The sequence below is a fragment of the Bradyrhizobium sp. AZCC 2289 genome, assembly GCF_036924615.1.
In the GTDB taxonomy this organism is placed as follows: Bacteria; Pseudomonadota; Alphaproteobacteria; order Rhizobiales; family Xanthobacteraceae; genus Bradyrhizobium.
Window position 1 is genome coordinate 268,102 of record NZ_JAZHRY010000001.1, and the last position, 16,247, is coordinate 284,348.

The window sequence follows — 16,247 nt, forward strand, 5'->3', positions numbered from 1 at the left end:
GGATCCAATTGAGCTCTCTCGGCTAAGATAGCCCGTTCTCTTCAGATGATTGCGCCGACTGCAGCGAATTGGGCATTTGCAGAATCCGTCGAAGAATTACGGGATTATTGAGAACGGCGCGGCTCTCCTGCCCGTCAAGCCAGGCGACGGCCTCCTCGAAGCTGGTGCACCCCTCGATCTTGGCGCGCGCAGTAGCGAGAGGAACGTCGACATGTCCCGACTTGGGACGGCTCACGTGAGACAGGGAAACCAGATGGTAGTTGAGCAATCCTGTGTCTTGGCGCAGTTGCTGCAGTGCGCCGGTCATTTCAATCCGGGCAGATGCAGCAAGTTCATTGGCGCGAACGAGGACGGGGGGCGGGCACTCGTCTTCCGGGGTGGCAAATAGCCCAGCCGTCTTCAACCGGGATGAGGTCAACAATCCCATCGGAAGAGCAAGAACCAGACCGATGACGACCGGTGACATCCAGAGCAAGAGCGGGACTGAGACAGCATAAGCGCTGAGACCCAGCACAAGCCCGAACAGCGTAGGGGCGGTAAGTTTGCGATAGATCTCCCCGCGGGCAACCTCGCCATCGCTTCGCCGCTGCACCTGCCACCCGGCGTCGCGGCCGAACAGAATTTCTGCGACGGCGCCTGACTGAAAAATCATCATGGATGGAGCAATGATTGCTGCAAGGACCGTTTCTGCAAGGATCCCGGCAAGGACCCGAATGCTGCCACCGAACAAGACCCGCTCCCTCCGCCGGCTGATCAGCACCAGATAAGCCAAGAGCTTGGGGACGATCAGAAGTCCCATCGTGGCTGCAAACACCCAGGCCGCCAGCACGGGGTCCTGCGCCGGCCAGGTGGGAAACAACGAGAATCCCTTCGGGAAGTATTCTGGCCGGACGAAATGGGCTTGCAGTGAAATCAACAGTCCGAGAACCAGAAACATCAGCCATATCGGCGCAGTGAGGTACGAGCCGATACCTGTCATCAAGTGAAGACGGGAAACCCAGTGCAGGCCTCGCGCAGGCAACACGGCAAGATGCTGGAGGTTGCCTTGGCACCATCGCCGGTCCCTCGCAGCAAAATCCAGGATTGACGGCGGCACCTCTTCGAAGCTGCCGCCAAGCGTGGGCGCCATGTAGATGGCCCAGCCGGCACGACGCATCAAGGCGGCTTCCACGAAGTCGTGGCTCAGGATATGTCCGCCGAAGGGCTTGCGCCCACGCAGCTCGGGTAAACCTGCTTCCTGTGCAAATGCCCGCACGCGAATGATCGCATTATGGCCCCAATAATTGCTTTCCGGACCGTGCCACCATGCATTCCCGGCAGCTATGATGGGGCCGTACACGCGGCCGGCGAATTGCTGCAGCCGGCTAAAAAGGCTATGCGCGTTGACGATCACCGGCTGCGTCTGGATAAGCGCAGCGGCGGGATTGGATTCCATCGCGTGCACCAGCCGGACGATCGTGTCGCCAGCCATCAGGCTGTCCGCGTCAAGAACGATCATAGAGTCGTAGGCTGCACCAAATCGCCTGACCCACTCGGCGATGTTTCCGGATTTCCGGGCGGTGTTATCCGAGCGATGTCGGTAGTAGAGCCGTTCTGCTCCGCACGCACGGCGCAACTCGATGAAGGTCAGCTCCTCGCATATCCAGGTGTCGGGGTCGGTCGTGTCGCTCAGAAGGAACCAATCGAAGCACGCGCCACGGCCGGTCTCGGCGACCGACTCATACATCGCGCGCAGTCGCGCCATCAGGTGATGCGGATCCTCATTATAGGTTGGCAGCAGCATGGCTGTCCGCGACGAGATGTCGGGAAGAGGACCATTGCTGTCGATCGGCAGCCCACTCTGCCGTCGTGTCAACAGGACGCAACATCCGGCCACAGCGGACATGAAGGAAAAAGCGATCCAGGCGAGCAGCAGGAGGAAGAAGGCCAGCAGTATGCCTTCAAGCACCGTCACGCCGCCGACCTTCAGCACATCGTACATTTCATAACCGCCGGCAGCGGTTAGCAATGCTGTGCCGACAAATACGAAGAGCCGGCGAAGCGCGAGTGCGGTCTCAATGCGTGCCGGCCGCCGCTTCGTCAGGGTCCCCTGGTCGAGCCGGCATGGGACCATCGAGAGCGCACTTTCGGTCGGCAGAAATGCATCGCCGGCTATATCGGCACCCGGGGCAGGCGAAGCTGATTTGTTCAAGGTGTCCATCGATAGATCCACACCTCGGAGATCGGCGCGTCGTTCTGGACCAGGAACGCCCGCAATTCGATCGGCTGCTGGTTCTTGACGGAGCACTGGAAGCTCAAGCGCCATCCGCCGGTCTCCGGGTTGGGCTGCGTGACGACGTTGGTGATCTCGGATTTTTCCGCGCTCACTACTCCCTTTATGCTCTTGGGATCCACGCTCTTAAGCTTGTCGCCGAGCAGCTCCAGCACAAACAGCTTGCTGTCGTCGCCGCGGCTGCCGATTCCAGTCCGCGTGAACCTGGCCAGCGAGTCTGACTTCGGCGCATCCGGCCCCCAGTGAAGCCTGTAGGTGAAGTTATGCTCGGTCTTCGCCGCGACCAGCTGCTTGGGCCGCCAAAAAGCTGCGATGTTGTCGTGGATCTCCTCTTTCGTCGGGATCTCGAACAGAACGACGGATCCCTCGCCCCAATCGCCGATCGGCTCGACCCACAGGCTTGGGCGACGTTCGAACCGCGATTCGATATCCTGGTAAGCAAAGAAGTTCTTCTCTCGCTGCATCAATCCGAAGCCGCGCGGATTGAGGTCGGCGAAGGTGCTGACCTGCAGATCGCGCGGATTGTTGAGAGGGCGCCAGAGCTGCTCACCCTTGCCGTTGTAGATGGAGAGGCCGTCCGAATCGTGCACGGCGGGGCGGAAATCATCGAAGTCCTTGCGATCATTTGGCCCGAAGAAGAACATGCTGGTCATCGGAGCAAGGCCGCTGTGCTCAAGGTCCACCCTTGGATAAAGCGACATCTCGACGTCAAAGACGGTGGTCTCGCCGGGGCGGATCGTGAAGCGGTAACTCGCAGCCGCGCTCTTGCTGTCCAGCAGGGCATGAACAACGATGGAGGTTGCGTTCGGCTCAGGCTTCTTCAGCCAAAATGCCTTGAACAGCGGAAATTCCTCGCCCTTCGTCTCGCCGGTATCGATGGAAAGCCCGCGGGCGGACAATCCGTAGGTTTCTCCCTTGGCGACCGCCCGGAAGTAACTTGCGCCGAGGAAGACGCAGACCTCGTCGTAGTAATCCGAGGTGCTGATCGGCGCGTGAATACGGAAACCGGCAAAACCAAGGTCCACATCGGGCCACTGCGGTATGCCCTGGCCGAACGAGAAGTCATCGCGCCGATATCTGATCGGGACGGCGCGTCCGTTCGTCACCTCGTACAGGTCAACCCTGTTCTTGTAGAAAAATCCCCGATGGAAGAATTGAGCTTCGAATGGCAGTTTCTCGCCGCGCCACAGCGCATGCTCGGGCAGGAAACGAATGGATCGGTACTGGTCGTAGTTCAGATCCTTCAACGCATCGGGCAGCTTTTCGTCCGGAGGCTCGAAAGGCTTGCTTGCAAGACTGCGGGCGAGGTCGCGTACGTAGGACGGACCAAACTGCACGTCCGCTGGTGCCGGTGCTGGTGTCGGCTCGGCAGCCGCTGCAAGCGGCAGGATAGTCGCCGTCGAGACAGCCACCGAGGCGCGAAGAAGTTGACGACGATTCATGGAGGCTCTCTCCGGTTCCGAACCGGTAAAGGAAACGGTTTGAATGTGGCGGAGTTCCAGCCGTGGCGGCCGCCAACATTCCTGAGGACGCAAGCAGCGTGCTCTTCATGTCCTGTTCATCTCCGTCGTACAGAATGCATCATGCCGCTTTGCTGCGCCGAAAGGAGCAAGGGATGTCTGGGATCGGATCGAAATCAGCAGTTGCTGCAATCGTTTTTGCGACCATCGTGTCAGGCACTACGGCGACGAAAGCGGAGAACGGCCAGATTGCTGCCGGTATTGCAGGCGGCTTGATCGGGGGTGCGCTGATCGGAGGGGCGTTGGCTGGCCCGCCGGTTTATGCGGCGCCGCCGCCTCCTCCGGTATATTATGAGCCTTCCTATGGTTATGGGCCTGCGCCCGTCGTTGTGGAGGAGCCGGCGTGCAGGCTTGTGCGGCAGCAATTTTGGGACGGATACGGCTATCAAGTCCGGCGGTATCGCGTCTGCGATTGACCCGCGAGACCCCGCTCGGTCGAAGCTATGCACTGGCGGCCAGGTCCGGGTCTTTCCATCTTGACGTGCAGTGACGAACGACAGAGTAGAACAGGACAGGACGCTTCCGCGCACCGTGGATCGCGCGACAGACCTCGCAAGGCCAAATCCGGCTGACAGCCTGACTGGACCGCAACAAGGTCGAGCCCGTGGCAGTCCATTGGCGATTTCGGTTGGCCTCGTCATGGCCGTTTGGATCTGCGCGGTTGGCCATTGGATCGCCAAGGGCACCGTGGTGCCTTGGGATTCAAATAATCAATTCTACGCCTTCTTCCGCTTCTTGTCGGCGACGCTACGCTCCGGGGGGCAGCCATTCTGGAATCCCTACCATTATGGTGGGCATCCAAGTGTCGCCGACCCGCAATCGCTCATCTTCTCGCCGATCTTCCTCGTCTGGGGCGCGCTGGATTCATTCCCCACGATGCGGGCATTCGACCTCGTTGTCCTGGCCCATCTGCTGGTGGGCGGCATCGCCTTGGCCGCCTGGGGCTGGCGCCTGCGATGGCCGGTATCCGGCTGTGTGCTCGCGGCTACGCTGTTTATGTTTGGCGGCGCCGCCTCAGCGCGTCTTCAGCATACCGGAATCATTCTCAGTTACGGAATATTTCCATTGGCGCTGCTGCTCCTGCAGCTCGCGCTCGAGAAGCGGTCGCACGCGATAGCGGTCGGCTTTGCGATCGTGGCGAGCGGTGTGGCACTTGGCCGCAATCAGGTCGCACTGCTTCTTTGCGCGCTGCTGCTGTTCGCCGCCGTGGCCGAACTCATGAGTTCGCAACAGGCTGTGCGCTATTTGCGCGAGCGCCTGGGAGTGCTGACGACCATGGCGGTTGCTGGGGGTGCGCTGCTGATCGTGCCGATGCTATTGACACTGCAATTTGCCCATCTTTCGAACCGGCCCGCAGAGCTGCTCGATGATGCGCTCAGGGGTTCGTTATATCCAGCCAATCTGGCGACTCTCGCGGTCCCAAACATCTTTGGTACGCACTCAAGCTATTGGGGACCTGGAGCCGCTGCGTCAGCTGAGGTTGACCTGACCGACGATTCCGGAAATTACCTTTTTTTCGGGGCCGTACCGACGTGCCTGCTGCTCTGGCTCGGCGTGGCGGGAGGCCGCGCGTGGCAGCCCGGCCGGCGGCTGATGACATGTACGCTCGCCATCTCCTGCCTTTTTATGCTGGGGCGCTATACGCTGTTCTATGGCTTGGCATTTCAATTCGTTCCCGGCATCGATCTGTTTCGCCGCCCCACCGACGCCAGCTTCGTCTTCGGCATCGCGCTCGCTATTCTAACTGGTCATTGCCTCGCCGATTATGTCCGCGAAGGCGTGCCGCAATTGCGGCCGCTAGGCACACTCGCTGCGGTTTCGGCGTCCCTTGCCGTTGTTAGCTCGGCAATCGCGTTCTCGGCCAGGACCGGACACGCTCTCGACGCCACGCGCGGGGCAGTCATTGCTGGCACGATCATGCTGATCGCTGGTGCGTTTCTTTTTGCCATGCGACGCCATCCCGCGCGCGCAGCCGCTGCCGCATTGGTTACGCTTGCTGCCGTTGCCGAGCTATTGTGGTGGAACACGGCTTCGCGCCTGAATGCCGAACCCTGGGATTCCTATGCCGTGCTCGAAACGCCGACCGGGGCGGAGGCCGCGGCGATTGCGTTGCTTGAAAATGCCATTGCGGCAGAACATCGACGCGGCGCGAATCCGCGCGTTGAAGTCTTAGGCCTGGGCGGGCCATGGCAGAACCTTGCGATGGTCCGCGGCTGGGAAGCCACCAATGGGTACAATCCACTGCGCATCGGCCTGTACGACCATCTCGTCTCGCCCGGTGAACAAAACTGGGATGTGTCTCAGCGTCAATTTCCGCTTTCGTTCAACAACTATGACTGCTCGCTCGCGAAAGCCCTCGGCCTGACTTACCTGGTTCTGGGCTCGCCCTTGGAGCGCTTGTCGGGCCTTTCGACTCTACCTCCTTCCGAGCTATTGCTCTCCGGACCCCCGGTCTGGATCTATCGGATTCCAGGCGCAATGCCGCGGGTGCACATGCTTGGGGAATTTGGAGCTGAAGCGACGCGACTGGACAGGCGGCCTCGCGGCGAGGCCTCGCCCGATCAGGCGCCTGCTGAAGCACAGGCGGCATCGCGTCTATCAACGCCGTTGCTCTCCACAGAAAGTAGTCCGGGCATCGCGAAAATTGTATCTGCGGCGCCGGGGCGCGTCGAGATCGCCACCACATCGGCATCGAGAGGCCTCCTGATGCTGCACGACCTGTACTATCCCGGCTGGATGGCGGAGATTGACGGCAAGGCAACGCCGATCCTTCGGGCCGACGTGCTATTCCGCGCCCTAGAGGTCCCGGCCGGAACGCACCACATCACTTTTCGCTTCGTTCCGTTTTCGCTTGGCAATCTCCGGGCTGCGCTGAATGCAGTCCTCGGCCGCCCCAGCGGAGGCTCTTGAGCGTACCTGGATCGCGCACAGACGGCGGTTTTTGGCGGGCCATGAAGATGTCGCCGAGCGAGTTAGGCTGCCCGCCGATAAGAAAACAGAGCTGCTGCGATAGTGGGTTTCGCGATATAGCGGAACCGGGCTACTTTCGCCCGCGATTTCTCTCGATCCAATGATCCAATGCGATTTTCTGCCATCGCTCATCCAGACTATGATCCCGCCGCCCCCTGGTTCCTTCATTCTGGCCGCAATCAGCAGATGATGAGCGTCAAGCTTCGTTCAATGTCTTTTCGAGCTGGGCAACGAGGCCACTCCTCGCAGCGGAGCTCAGTTTGTCGAGATTGATTTGTTTCCACCTGATTGCGGGCAGATCGGCAGCGCCGGGAACGCCGAGCAGGTCCCAGTTAGGTTGCCCTCGCTTAAATCCCACCAGAAATTCTCGGTGCTCCGCAGGCATTTTTCTCGCCACCTCGGCAATCAGCTGCTCCCGCGCCCTAAGCAGGTCCTCCAAGGCAACCGGCTCTGCGGTCATTCCATCGAAGCCCTGCTCGAATTCCTTCTTGATGTCTTTGAGCCGAGGAACAACGACTTCTGAAATCGGACGGTCATGGCTGATGAGGTAAACGATAAAGGCGCGGCGCAAATCTTCACTGATGCCTTCGTTCGCCAGCAGGTCGCGCACGTCGAAGAGGTCGCGCGGGTGCTGCCGGTCCGCGCCGCCACGATCTTCCCGGCGTATAGGTCGGAAAACGAGACGACTTGAGTCTCAGCAAATCCGAATGCTTCTTCGACCTTCGGCGATACAGTCCGGAGCTCGGGCTCAAAAACGCAGCCGCGCAACACGGGGGTGACTTCAACCTTGATCTGCGCATCGCTCCTCTGAACGGTCAGCTTAGTCACGATCCCTTCGGCTCTATTAACAACCTCATTGACGCGCGCGTCGCGGATTCCATCCTTCGTTGCCTCAGCCATTCTTTTCATCGCGCCATCGATAGCGGACAAGGACTCTGGCCGAGGAGCGACGGGCAGGTACGTCAGATCGATATCAACCGAAAGGCGCGGCATATTCCGGACGAACAGATTGATGGCTGTGCCGCCCTTCAGTGCAAAGACGGTTTCTGCTGCGACGAACGGCAGAACTTCGATCAGCAGCGCAACTTGGCTCTGGAAACGGTCAGACAGGGGCACCGAGGTCCTCCGGAACGGTTATCATGTATTTCGTATCGAGCTTGCCGCCCTTCACAAGCATCCGCTTGCCACTACCCAGGCTTATGACGCTGCGATCTATTTGCTTCAGCCAAGTGTGGTTGTGGCGCTCGGCAAACCAGAAGAACAGGCGCTTGACCTTTACGCTCTTGCAATCGACCATCAGCTTCTGCATGCGGCGCGGACTGATATTTCGCAAGCCTTCCACCAGCACGTCGGCTTGATGGAAGCTCTCGTTCTTGGGCAATTCATCGAGCAGCTCCAGCAAGGCCCGTTCCGGCCTGGAAACTGTGAGTGGCCATTCGCCTTGATCCCTGTGCCTGTCGTAAATTGAATCCGGGCATATTGGTGATGCAGCCCGCCCAGGATTGGGCGACAAAGAATGTGCCCGGCGCGATCGACGGCGCGCGAGACCGGTGCATCCTTCTCCAGGGATAGATGCGTGCGGGCCCCATTGTAATAGTCCGCATAGTTTTTCAGACTCCGACGCAGATGTTCCTCGTCCAGGACAATGATGTGGTCCAAACACTCGCGCCGGATCGATCCGATCAGCCGTTCGGCAAAGCAGTTCTGCCAAGGCGAGGCCGGTGCAATTGGCTTGTCTCGGATACCCATGGCACGCAGTCGGCGCGTGACGACAGTGCCGTAGATTCGATCTCGATCTCGGATCATATAGCGCGGAGCGCCATCCCAAGGAAAAGCCTCGGTGATCTGACGTGCAACCCACTCCGCCGCCGGGTTGGTTGTGACGCCGATCCAGACGAGATCTCTGCGATCAAGCCGGATGATGACGAAGCCATACAGCAGCTTAAAGCCAATGGTCGGTACTACGAACAAATCCATGGCGGCGATGTCCGGCGCGTGGTTTCGCAGAAAGGTCCGCCATTCCTGACTTGGAGGCCCGCGTCGCTTGACCATATACTTGGCGACACTTGATTGAGCGACGCTAAACCCGAGCTTGAGCAGTTCGCCGTGGATGCGCGGCGCACCCCAAAGCAAATTCTCTGTGCTCATCTGCCGGATCAGCGCGCGCAATTCTGTCTCGATCTGCGGTCGCCCTCCCCGTCGACACGATTTCCAACGCCAATAGCGGCGAAAGCCGGCCCGATGCCAACCCACCAGCGTTTCGGGTCGAATAATCATGAGAACCGGAAGGATCGACGGGAACCAGCGATACAGCTGAACGAAGAACCAGCGGTCGTTGTTCGTGAGGCGAGCCCGGCCTTTCAGCTTGCGTCGCAAGACGATCAGCTGATGTCGAAGCACTGCATTCTCCGCCTCAAGCCGGATGTTCGACTTGAATGGCGAGGCCAGCACGGCCAGAACGAAGCAGATCAGCGCGATCATCGCGCCAACTTAGCCGATTCTATCATTCGATAAACCCGGATAGGGTTTTCGGTACACAGCCCATCCATGATGGCGGGGCAAAGGGCAGGCTGTTGGGTTACCCCTTAATAGCAGTCGCCCGATTTGCCGTCAGTACTGCACACTACACAGAACCCGCTCGAAATGGCAGGCCGCGACGAAGACGCTGTCGCGGGTCGCCGAACGCGCTGGCCGGATTATGTTCGCGGGGACACGCATCATACCAGGCACCGAACGCGGGGGAAAGTAAAAGACAATGGCCAACGATCACCTCTTGCAGCCACCGCCCATCCTTCAGCAGGACAACAACATCCGAAAAGGTGTCTGGACCACAGTCCTCCTACTCGGACCGATTGCCGCTGCCATCGTTCTTGGAGCAGGAACGCGCATCTCTGAGGGCTTCGAACCATTCGCGAAATCGGCGAATGAGCGCGTCTCTGAAGCCTTCGAAGACATTAATGACCTCGCATCCATCTCTAACGAGCTGAAGACTGCGCTGGCGTCGCTTAGTCAGAGCGTTCATAGCGCGCAGAAGCCGCCGGTTCAGGCTGAAGGCGATGAATAACCTGATCTGTACGAAGCGGCAACAGCGGATGATGCAAATTGCAAGTCCGGCGATCGATTTCTTCCTTGTTCAAGGGTTATCCGCAACCGCTCGCGGCAGCAAAAATTGGACGATGTCTATCGCAGAGCGACGCGCAAGTAAGGAAACGCCGCAATGAGCCCCACGATGACCGGCAAGCGCGCAAGCACATCATCAAGTTGCTCGGTTTCTCCAACCGCGGCGCGGCGCATTTATTCGGCGCCGGCGAACGCACCTAGTGGCTCTGCACAGTGATTATGACTCTTTGGAAGTAGCGGGATAGGCGCGGCCCATTTTGGTGCGGGCCTTGTCTGTTGTGAACATCCATTTGATGCGTGAGCGAGCAGCATTTCGCTGGCGTTCCCAGGCGGCGATTTCGCGGCGCAGTCGCTTGGGATCGTCGATCCTGCGATCCAGGCACTGGCCCCGCAGGACGCCGATCTCGATTTCAACCATGTTGAGCCAGCTTGCGTGCTTGGGGGTGTAGTGGAACTCGAGCCGTCGCAAAACCCGCCGGGCTTCGGCGGGCGGAAACGCCTGATACAGGGCGCCGGCAGAGTGGGTCGATAAATTGTCCTGAACGACCCGGATGGCCTCCGCATCGGGATAATGGATGTCGACGAGATCGCGCATGCATTGGGCGTAGTCTTCTGCCGCTCGCCGCTCGGTGACTTTGACCTTGCGCCAGGGACGATGCACGTCGAGGAGGACGAAGAGATTGACCGTGCCATTGCGACGATACTCGTAATCGTAACGTTCGAGCCGGCCGGGCTCGGCCGGGATGGGCTGACGGGCCTCGCCGATGAGTTGCACCGGGCTTTCGTCGAAGCACACCACCGGCCGCTTGGGGTCGGACGCCTCGGCGTAGAGGTCGAGCACGTCCTCCATGCGTGCGACGTATTCGCCATCGACCCGCGGAATGCACCACATGTCCTTGCGCCAGGGCTTGAGGCCATTTTCGGCCAGGCGCCGCCGAACCGTCTCATGCGACAGGCTCTTGTGTTCGGTGAGCTTGACCATCGCACCTGCCAGCAGCTTGAGCGTCCAGCGGGCACGGCCTTCTGGAGGGCTGGCGCAGGCTGTCGCCACCAGCAAGGCTTCTTCCTTGCCCGTGAGTTTGCGCTCCGCCCCGGGACGCGGCTCGTCGCTCAGCGCCCGCTCCAGATTGCCTTCGACGAAGCGTCGCTTGGTCCGGTACACGGTCGAGCCGCCCACGCCGACGCTCTTCGCGATCTCCTCGTCGCTGGCCCCGGCATAGGCGGCCAGCAAAATCTGCGCTCGCTTGAGCTTGCGAGACGCATGCTTGCCGCCGCTGAGCAGCGCCTTGAGTTCGATGCGCTCGATTTGGCTCAGTTCGACCCGATAGCGTACATTCATGCGTGCCTCCTCGTTCGAGGCACGCACAAACAACTGAATCGGATGGCCGGCGTGAGTCCTTCGGCAAAAACCTTCACGCCCAAACAGGGGCAGTACCTGGCCTTTATCCACCTCTATACGCGTCTGCACCGCAGACCCCCGGCGGAAACCGACATGCAAGAATACTTTCGCGTCAGCCCGCCTTCGGTTCACCAGATGGTGCTCACGCTTGAACGCGCCGGCCTCATCAGACGGCAGCCAAGGACACCTCGCAGCATCGAGGTCCTCGTTGATCCAAAACACCTGCCGGAGCTAACCTGACTGCCAGACGCAACCTGTCAAAATCACTGTGCAGAGCTACTAGGTGCGTTGGCTCGATGAAGATGATCACGTGCCTCGCTCGGTACTGGAGCTGATGGTCGTCAAGTCGCTCACGCCGGAGGAATCTTGACCACTGCCGGCGTTCGCCCGACCCAAAACATTTCGCTGGGAAATACATTCATCTGCAACGCGCAGGCAAAAACTTTCATTGAGAGAGAGCGGCATTTATGGCGGCATTGATTGTTTTGTTGGCTATCGGCCGAGTGATCTGCTTGGTGCCGAGCATCGTCGCGGTCGAACGCGGTCATCATCAGACTATGGCGATAGTCGCCCTGAATATTTTTACTGGCTGGACGTTCATTGGCTGGGTCGCCGCACTGGTATGGTCACTGACGATGGTGGTCCGTGTGCAAGGTGATCGGGGAACGGTCCCGCTCACCGGCCAAAGCTATTTCGGCCCACCCCAGTTGCTAGGCGCCGACCATCAAAGCGAGCGGTCGCCAGAGAGGCGCCTAGAACTCTTGGCCAAAATTGACCCGCCTAAGAAGCACCGCAACTGATGACCAATCTTTCGTAGCTATCACAGCGAAGCAGAATGAAGCCGATGCTTGCGGATGTTTGAGCCAGAAGCCAACCCGCTGTGGCTCGCCGAGCGGCGCACGCCTCATTTCCCCCGCCGGCCAACCCATGAAGGTTGAGACGACGCCGACCAAGAAACAATGGCCCCGACGAGATCGCTCGTCGGGGCCATCCAGGATCAGCAGGCACGGGTACTTCCGCCGCGCCGTCCGATCACGAGCGTCGCTAATTACGGTACCTGACCAGGGCTGGATGTGGCAACCGCGCCAATCGAGGTAATCACATTATGCGCGAAAGCGGCTCGCGGCCAGCTCGCGCTTACGCCAGTCGGCCCGGCGCTGACGCCCCGTTGCCAACGCCTTGCGCGCCTCCACATCCGAGATGATCTTATCGATCTCCGGCCCTTAGAGCGTGCGGTAATGGAGCGAGAGATCAACATCGTAATGGTTGTTGCCACGGCTGCTCGCAAGCGAGCTTACCGGCGCGACCCTTCAGAACAGCTCCGACCGATGTCGCGATCCCTTCGCAGGTCGGCTTCAAGTTCTTCGATAATGACCCGTAGCAAACACGCGGCAAGCGGATCAGTGACCTCCCGCGACAAATGCTGATAGTGCGCGATCTGAACTTCCTGCTCTCTGAACTGGCGCTTTGTCATGAGTTGTGCCCTCCGACAAACCGACGCAGAGGCTACACTATCGTTTCGCTAAAATTTTCGGATCATTTTCTATGGTTTCTATCTAGTAAATCCGTGCAACTTGCCGCTGGATCGGCTGCCGAGCCGGGGAAGCTGCGTTCGTGAACTTGGTTCCGCGTCCGTGCCGCGAATAATGCCGATCAGCAAGGTGTCAGCCAAGTCGGTTCGGCGCTGACAGCGGACTGTCGACTAAACATGCTGGTTGGTCGGTTATGGGGCCAAAAGCCGCCATTCCGTCAACTTTAGTGGTGTACGACCTGTGAACTTTATTGCCGTCTCTCGCTACTCCGGCACGCCAGCATCTCGCAGCGCTGCTTGGATGCGGTCGCGTATGTCTAACGATCTTATCGGAAACAGGTAATGTGCATGCGATGCTCTGAAACCGGGTTGGAACTGAAGTAACCGTTCAGCGGCTCGTCGGGCCTCTGCTACTCTCCCGGCCCGAACTGCGTTTGCCGCGAGCGAACTCAGAGAGTGAACATCAGGCACTCTTTGCACCGCCTTGTCCGCAGCCGCTACTCCCTCTGAGTAATTCTCGGCCGAGAAATGTGCCCAGCCCGTCATGTACCAAGCGGCGACGAGCAGAGGATCGCGAGGGCTAAGCCCCATCACATGGTCAAAACTTCGGATTGCCTCTTGGGGTCTCTCGCACATCACCGAGACAGCGCCCCGGCTATACCAAGCTGGAGCAAGGTTCGAGTTGAGCTTGACCGCGCGGTCCACAAGCGAAAGACCGAGATCGTACTGCTGCCCCAGATACACAAGCACGTGACCCGCCCTCGCCTGTACAAAGGCGTCATCCTCATCCAACGCTGCCGCCGTTTCGGCGTATCGGAGTGCTTCTTCTAGGCGGGCGGCTGACAATCGAACGCCAGTATAAGCCTGATACACCATGCTACTGAAACCCACCATTACGTGTGCCGAGGCGTACCTTCCGTCAACTGCTGCAGCCCCCTTGAATGCATCGTAGGCTTGTTCGATGGTCGAAGTTGACCTCCTTTGATATGACAGCGCCATACCTTTCAGAAATAACTCGTAGCCGTCGAGCTGCTCAGTTGACTTACGCCTTGCCCGCTCCATCTCGGCGACTTCCACGGCGGGAGCAATGGCTGAAACGACCTTCTCAGCTACTCCATCTTGTAGGTCGAATACATCAGCCAACGAGCCATCAAACTTGTCTGCCCAAAGATGTGCGCCAGTCGCTGCGTCAATGAGCTGGCCAGTAATGCAAACTCGTCCACCTCCTTTTCGGACGCTGCCTTCGAGAACGTAACGAACCCCCAGTTCTAGACCCACTTGCTTAATCTCAACCGCCTTTCCCTTGTACGTGAAGGTAGAGTTACGGGCGATGACGAATAAGGATTTGAAGCGAGACAGAGCGGTGATGACGTCCTCGACGATGCCATCAGCAAAGTACTCCTGTTCTGGATCGCCCGACATGTTCTGAAATGGTAACACGGCAATCGACGGCTTATCGGGGCGCGGAAGTACTGTGCTTCTCTTCTGGGGAGTTGTCTGGGGAAGAGGAACGGCTTCGGCGTTAGCTTCCGTTCTGCGAACAGCATACAGCCGCACCGGGCGTTCAATGTTTTTCAACGGTCTCTCGCCGAGGTCATGAAACGCGAACTCGGTTTTGCCTCGAACCTGCTCGAAGGCGCTGCCGGACAAACAAACGCTACCAGGCTCACATTCGCTCTCGACACGGGCGGCGACATTCACCCCGTCGCCAAAGATGTCGTCACCGTCGATGATGATGTCACCGACGTTTATGCCGATACGGAAGGTGATCTTATGAGTGGCGGTCGCGTTACGTTCCTCCATCTTACTCTGCACGGCCATGGCACAGGTCACCGCGTCAACTACGCTGGGAAACTCGACAAGCATGCCGTCGCCGGTAGTCTTGACGATGCGGCCTTTGAAGACCGTGATGGAAGGGTCGATCAGCTCGCTGCGATGCGCCTTCAAGGCTCGCAGGGTCCCGACCTCATCGGCTCCCATCAGCCGTGAGTAACCGGCCACATCAGCTGCCAGTACCGCTGCAAGTCGTCGCTCAACCCGCTCGCCTGACACAGAACCCTCTGTCGCTTAACGCTCGTGACTAGAGCATACAGCCCAAATCCTTACCTGCGCTACTGGCAGCCGGGAAACGGCCCCGTTTAGCGATGTCCGAGATGGGGCAAACGCGGGCGGTTCAAGGTCGAACGAGGCAGGTCCGATCTCCCCATAACGGCAGACCTATCCACACCCCCGACGCCCAGTAGTCAGGCGCCGATCCTATCCCCAATAGATTGATAATTTGCCAGCGTGGCCGCGCAGCGCTTTGATCGCGGTTTGCCTAGTCGTCGATACACCAAATGGGCCGGTCGCTACCCAAAAGGCAGCCCGGCGGACTGGATTCCCGTCCGGCCACATCTCCTGCAACGTGCAGTGCCACGGCTGCAGCCGTATGGTGGATGTCAGTCTCGACCGTCTATCTTTGGTCTCAGGTCGGCTGGCGCCTGGTGTGCAACGAGTGCGGTGCGGCGGGATCGGTGAACATCGTGCCGAACTGGCGTGACATGAGGGGGCATGCAGTCCCGTTCTCTCCTGGATGAAAGGCCTGACAGCGAATGTGCAATCTCTACAGCATCACCACCAACCAAGAGGCCATCCGCGCGCTCTTCCGCGTGATCAATCGCTACGTCGGCAACCTGCCGCCGATGCCGGGCGTAGGCGTGTTCCCCGACTATCCGGCGCGTGGGCATGCCGCCACCGCCGCGCGCTGGCGGTCCGCCTGTCACCAACATCCGCAACACCGGCTCACCGCACTGGCGGATGTGGCTGAAGCCGGAGAAACGTTGCTTGGTCCCAGGCCAACAGCTTCGCTGAATACGCGCCCGAACCGAACCCGGTGACGAAAAAGAAAGACGTTGGTCTGGTTCGCGCTCAATAAGGATTGGGCGCTGTTCGCATTTCGCGGGCAGCTGGACCGAGTTTAAGGGCGATCGCAGCACCAAGTCCAAGCCGCGGGTCACACCTCCGCTGCTTGCGGTACGTGCAAAAAGTGTTTCGGCAGGTTGGTTCTGAATGACGATCGGGACGGTCTAGCTTAGTGCATCGACTTCAGCACCCGATGATCAGGCCGCCGCTCAACGAGTTCTGCGCTCATTAGCCAAAGTCTTTGTTCCAACTGCTCGTTCACGAGCATCAGAGCTTTGACAGCGCCACGCAGATCACCGTTACAGGCGGCGACGATCTCGTCCACATCCTGCTCGTACTGGTCGAGCAAACTGTTTCTATACACGCGTGACATGCGAGCAACATTCAAGCAAAAAACCACGCTCGGTTGTGGGGTTACCTAGAGTATTCCCCGCTATTCACAGGACACAAGCCGATAGCCAACTGCTATTGTCGGAGCGCCGAGCCCTGCGGTGAAGCGGCGAACAAGCGGCTTGGTGTTGTATTCTCGCAACC

General features: G+C 59.4%; 11 protein-coding genes and 4 pseudogenes. 6 read left to right on the forward strand and 9 right to left on the reverse strand.

Annotation, left to right across the window (positions count from 1 at the left end; all coding sequences use genetic code 11):
- Positions 1 to 22: 22 nt before the first annotated feature.
- On the reverse strand, positions 23 to 2,200 hold the full coding sequence (gene mdoH, locus V1289_RS01455; protein ID WP_334395330.1) for a glucans biosynthesis glucosyltransferase MdoH: 2,178 nt from the start codon (positions 2,198 to 2,200) through the stop codon (positions 23 to 25).
- Complete coding sequence (locus tag V1289_RS01460; protein ID WP_334395331.1) at positions 2,188 to 3,714, reverse strand: glucan biosynthesis protein G; 1,527 nt, start codon at positions 3,712 to 3,714, stop codon at positions 2,188 to 2,190. The genes mdoH and V1289_RS01460 overlap by 13 nt, the downstream gene beginning before the upstream one ends.
- A gap of 62 nt (positions 3,715 to 3,776) precedes the next feature.
- Between V1289_RS01460 and V1289_RS01465 the strand changes: the two genes are divergently transcribed.
- A complete protein-coding gene (locus V1289_RS01465; protein ID WP_334395332.1) occupies positions 3,777 to 4,208 on the forward strand; it encodes a hypothetical protein in 432 nt (143 codons plus the stop codon).
- Positions 4,209 to 4,857: 649 nt separating this feature from the next.
- The gene (locus V1289_RS01470) at positions 4,858 to 6,702 is read left to right on the forward strand and encodes a hypothetical protein (RefSeq protein ID WP_334395333.1); all 1,845 of its coding nucleotides are present in this window, start codon (positions 4,858 to 4,860) and stop codon (positions 6,700 to 6,702) included.
- Positions 6,703 to 6,958: 256 nt separating this feature from the next.
- On the opposite strand, the pseudogene V1289_RS01475 reads toward V1289_RS01470, so the two are convergent.
- The 3 pseudogenes from V1289_RS01475 to V1289_RS01485 all read right to left on the reverse strand — a co-directional run.
- Positions 6,959 to 7,878 (reverse strand): annotated as a pseudogene (locus tag V1289_RS01475) (nucleotidyl transferase AbiEii/AbiGii toxin family protein).
- Positions 7,865 to 8,200, reverse strand: a pseudogene (locus tag V1289_RS01480) (type IV toxin-antitoxin system AbiEi family antitoxin domain-containing protein); the annotation flags it as partial. The pseudogenes V1289_RS01475 and V1289_RS01480, both read right to left, overlap by 14 nt.
- Positions 8,201 to 8,322: 122 nt before the next feature.
- Positions 8,323 to 9,243: pseudogene (locus V1289_RS01485) on the reverse strand (integrase core domain-containing protein); the annotation flags it as partial.
- 274 nt (positions 9,244 to 9,517) lie between these two features.
- Between V1289_RS01485 and V1289_RS01490 the strand changes: the two are divergent.
- Positions 9,518 to 9,826, forward strand: a complete 309-nt coding sequence (locus tag V1289_RS01490) for a hypothetical protein (RefSeq protein WP_334395334.1) — start codon at positions 9,518 to 9,520, stop codon at positions 9,824 to 9,826.
- Positions 9,819 to 9,983 carry a hypothetical protein gene (locus tag V1289_RS01495; protein WP_334395335.1) on the forward strand — a complete coding sequence of 55 codons (165 nt, stop codon included), beginning with the start codon at positions 9,819 to 9,821 and terminating at the stop codon, positions 9,981 to 9,983. Before V1289_RS01490 ends, V1289_RS01495 begins: the two co-directional genes overlap by 8 nt.
- A gap of 116 nt (positions 9,984 to 10,099) precedes the next feature.
- Here the strand turns inward: V1289_RS01495 and V1289_RS01500 are convergent, their stop codons facing one another.
- Positions 10,100 to 11,221 carry an IS630 family transposase gene (locus tag V1289_RS01500; protein ID WP_334407208.1) on the reverse strand — a complete coding sequence of 374 codons (1,122 nt, stop codon included), beginning with the start codon at positions 11,219 to 11,221 and terminating at the stop codon, positions 10,100 to 10,102.
- A gap of 527 nt (positions 11,222 to 11,748) precedes the next feature.
- On the opposite strand from V1289_RS01500, the gene V1289_RS01505 reads away from it, so the two are divergent.
- Positions 11,749 to 12,081, forward strand: a complete 333-nt coding sequence (locus V1289_RS01505) for a superinfection immunity protein (RefSeq protein WP_334395336.1) — start codon at positions 11,749 to 11,751, stop codon at positions 12,079 to 12,081.
- A 494-nt stretch (positions 12,082 to 12,575) separates the two neighbouring features.
- Here the strand turns inward: V1289_RS01505 and V1289_RS01510 are convergent, their stop codons facing one another.
- A complete protein-coding gene (locus tag V1289_RS01510) occupies positions 12,576 to 12,755 on the reverse strand; it encodes a hypothetical protein (protein ID WP_334395337.1) in 180 nt (59 codons plus the stop codon).
- 321 nt (positions 12,756 to 13,076) lie between these two features.
- Positions 13,077 to 14,864: an adenylate/guanylate cyclase domain-containing protein gene (locus V1289_RS01515; protein WP_334395338.1), complete on the reverse strand. Its 1,788-nt coding sequence runs from the start codon at positions 14,862 to 14,864 to the stop codon at positions 13,077 to 13,079.
- Positions 14,865 to 15,403: 539 nt separating this feature from the next.
- On the opposite strand from V1289_RS01515, the pseudogene V1289_RS01520 reads away from it, so the two are divergent.
- A pseudogene (locus V1289_RS01520) lies at positions 15,404 to 15,800 on the forward strand (SOS response-associated peptidase); the annotation flags it as partial.
- An 82-nt stretch (positions 15,801 to 15,882) separates the two neighbouring features.
- Here V1289_RS01520 and V1289_RS01525 read toward each other — a convergent pair.
- Positions 15,883 to 16,086, reverse strand: a complete 204-nt coding sequence (locus V1289_RS01525) for a hypothetical protein (protein ID WP_334395339.1) — start codon at positions 16,084 to 16,086, stop codon at positions 15,883 to 15,885.
- Between the last annotated feature and the right edge of the window lie 161 nt (positions 16,087 to 16,247).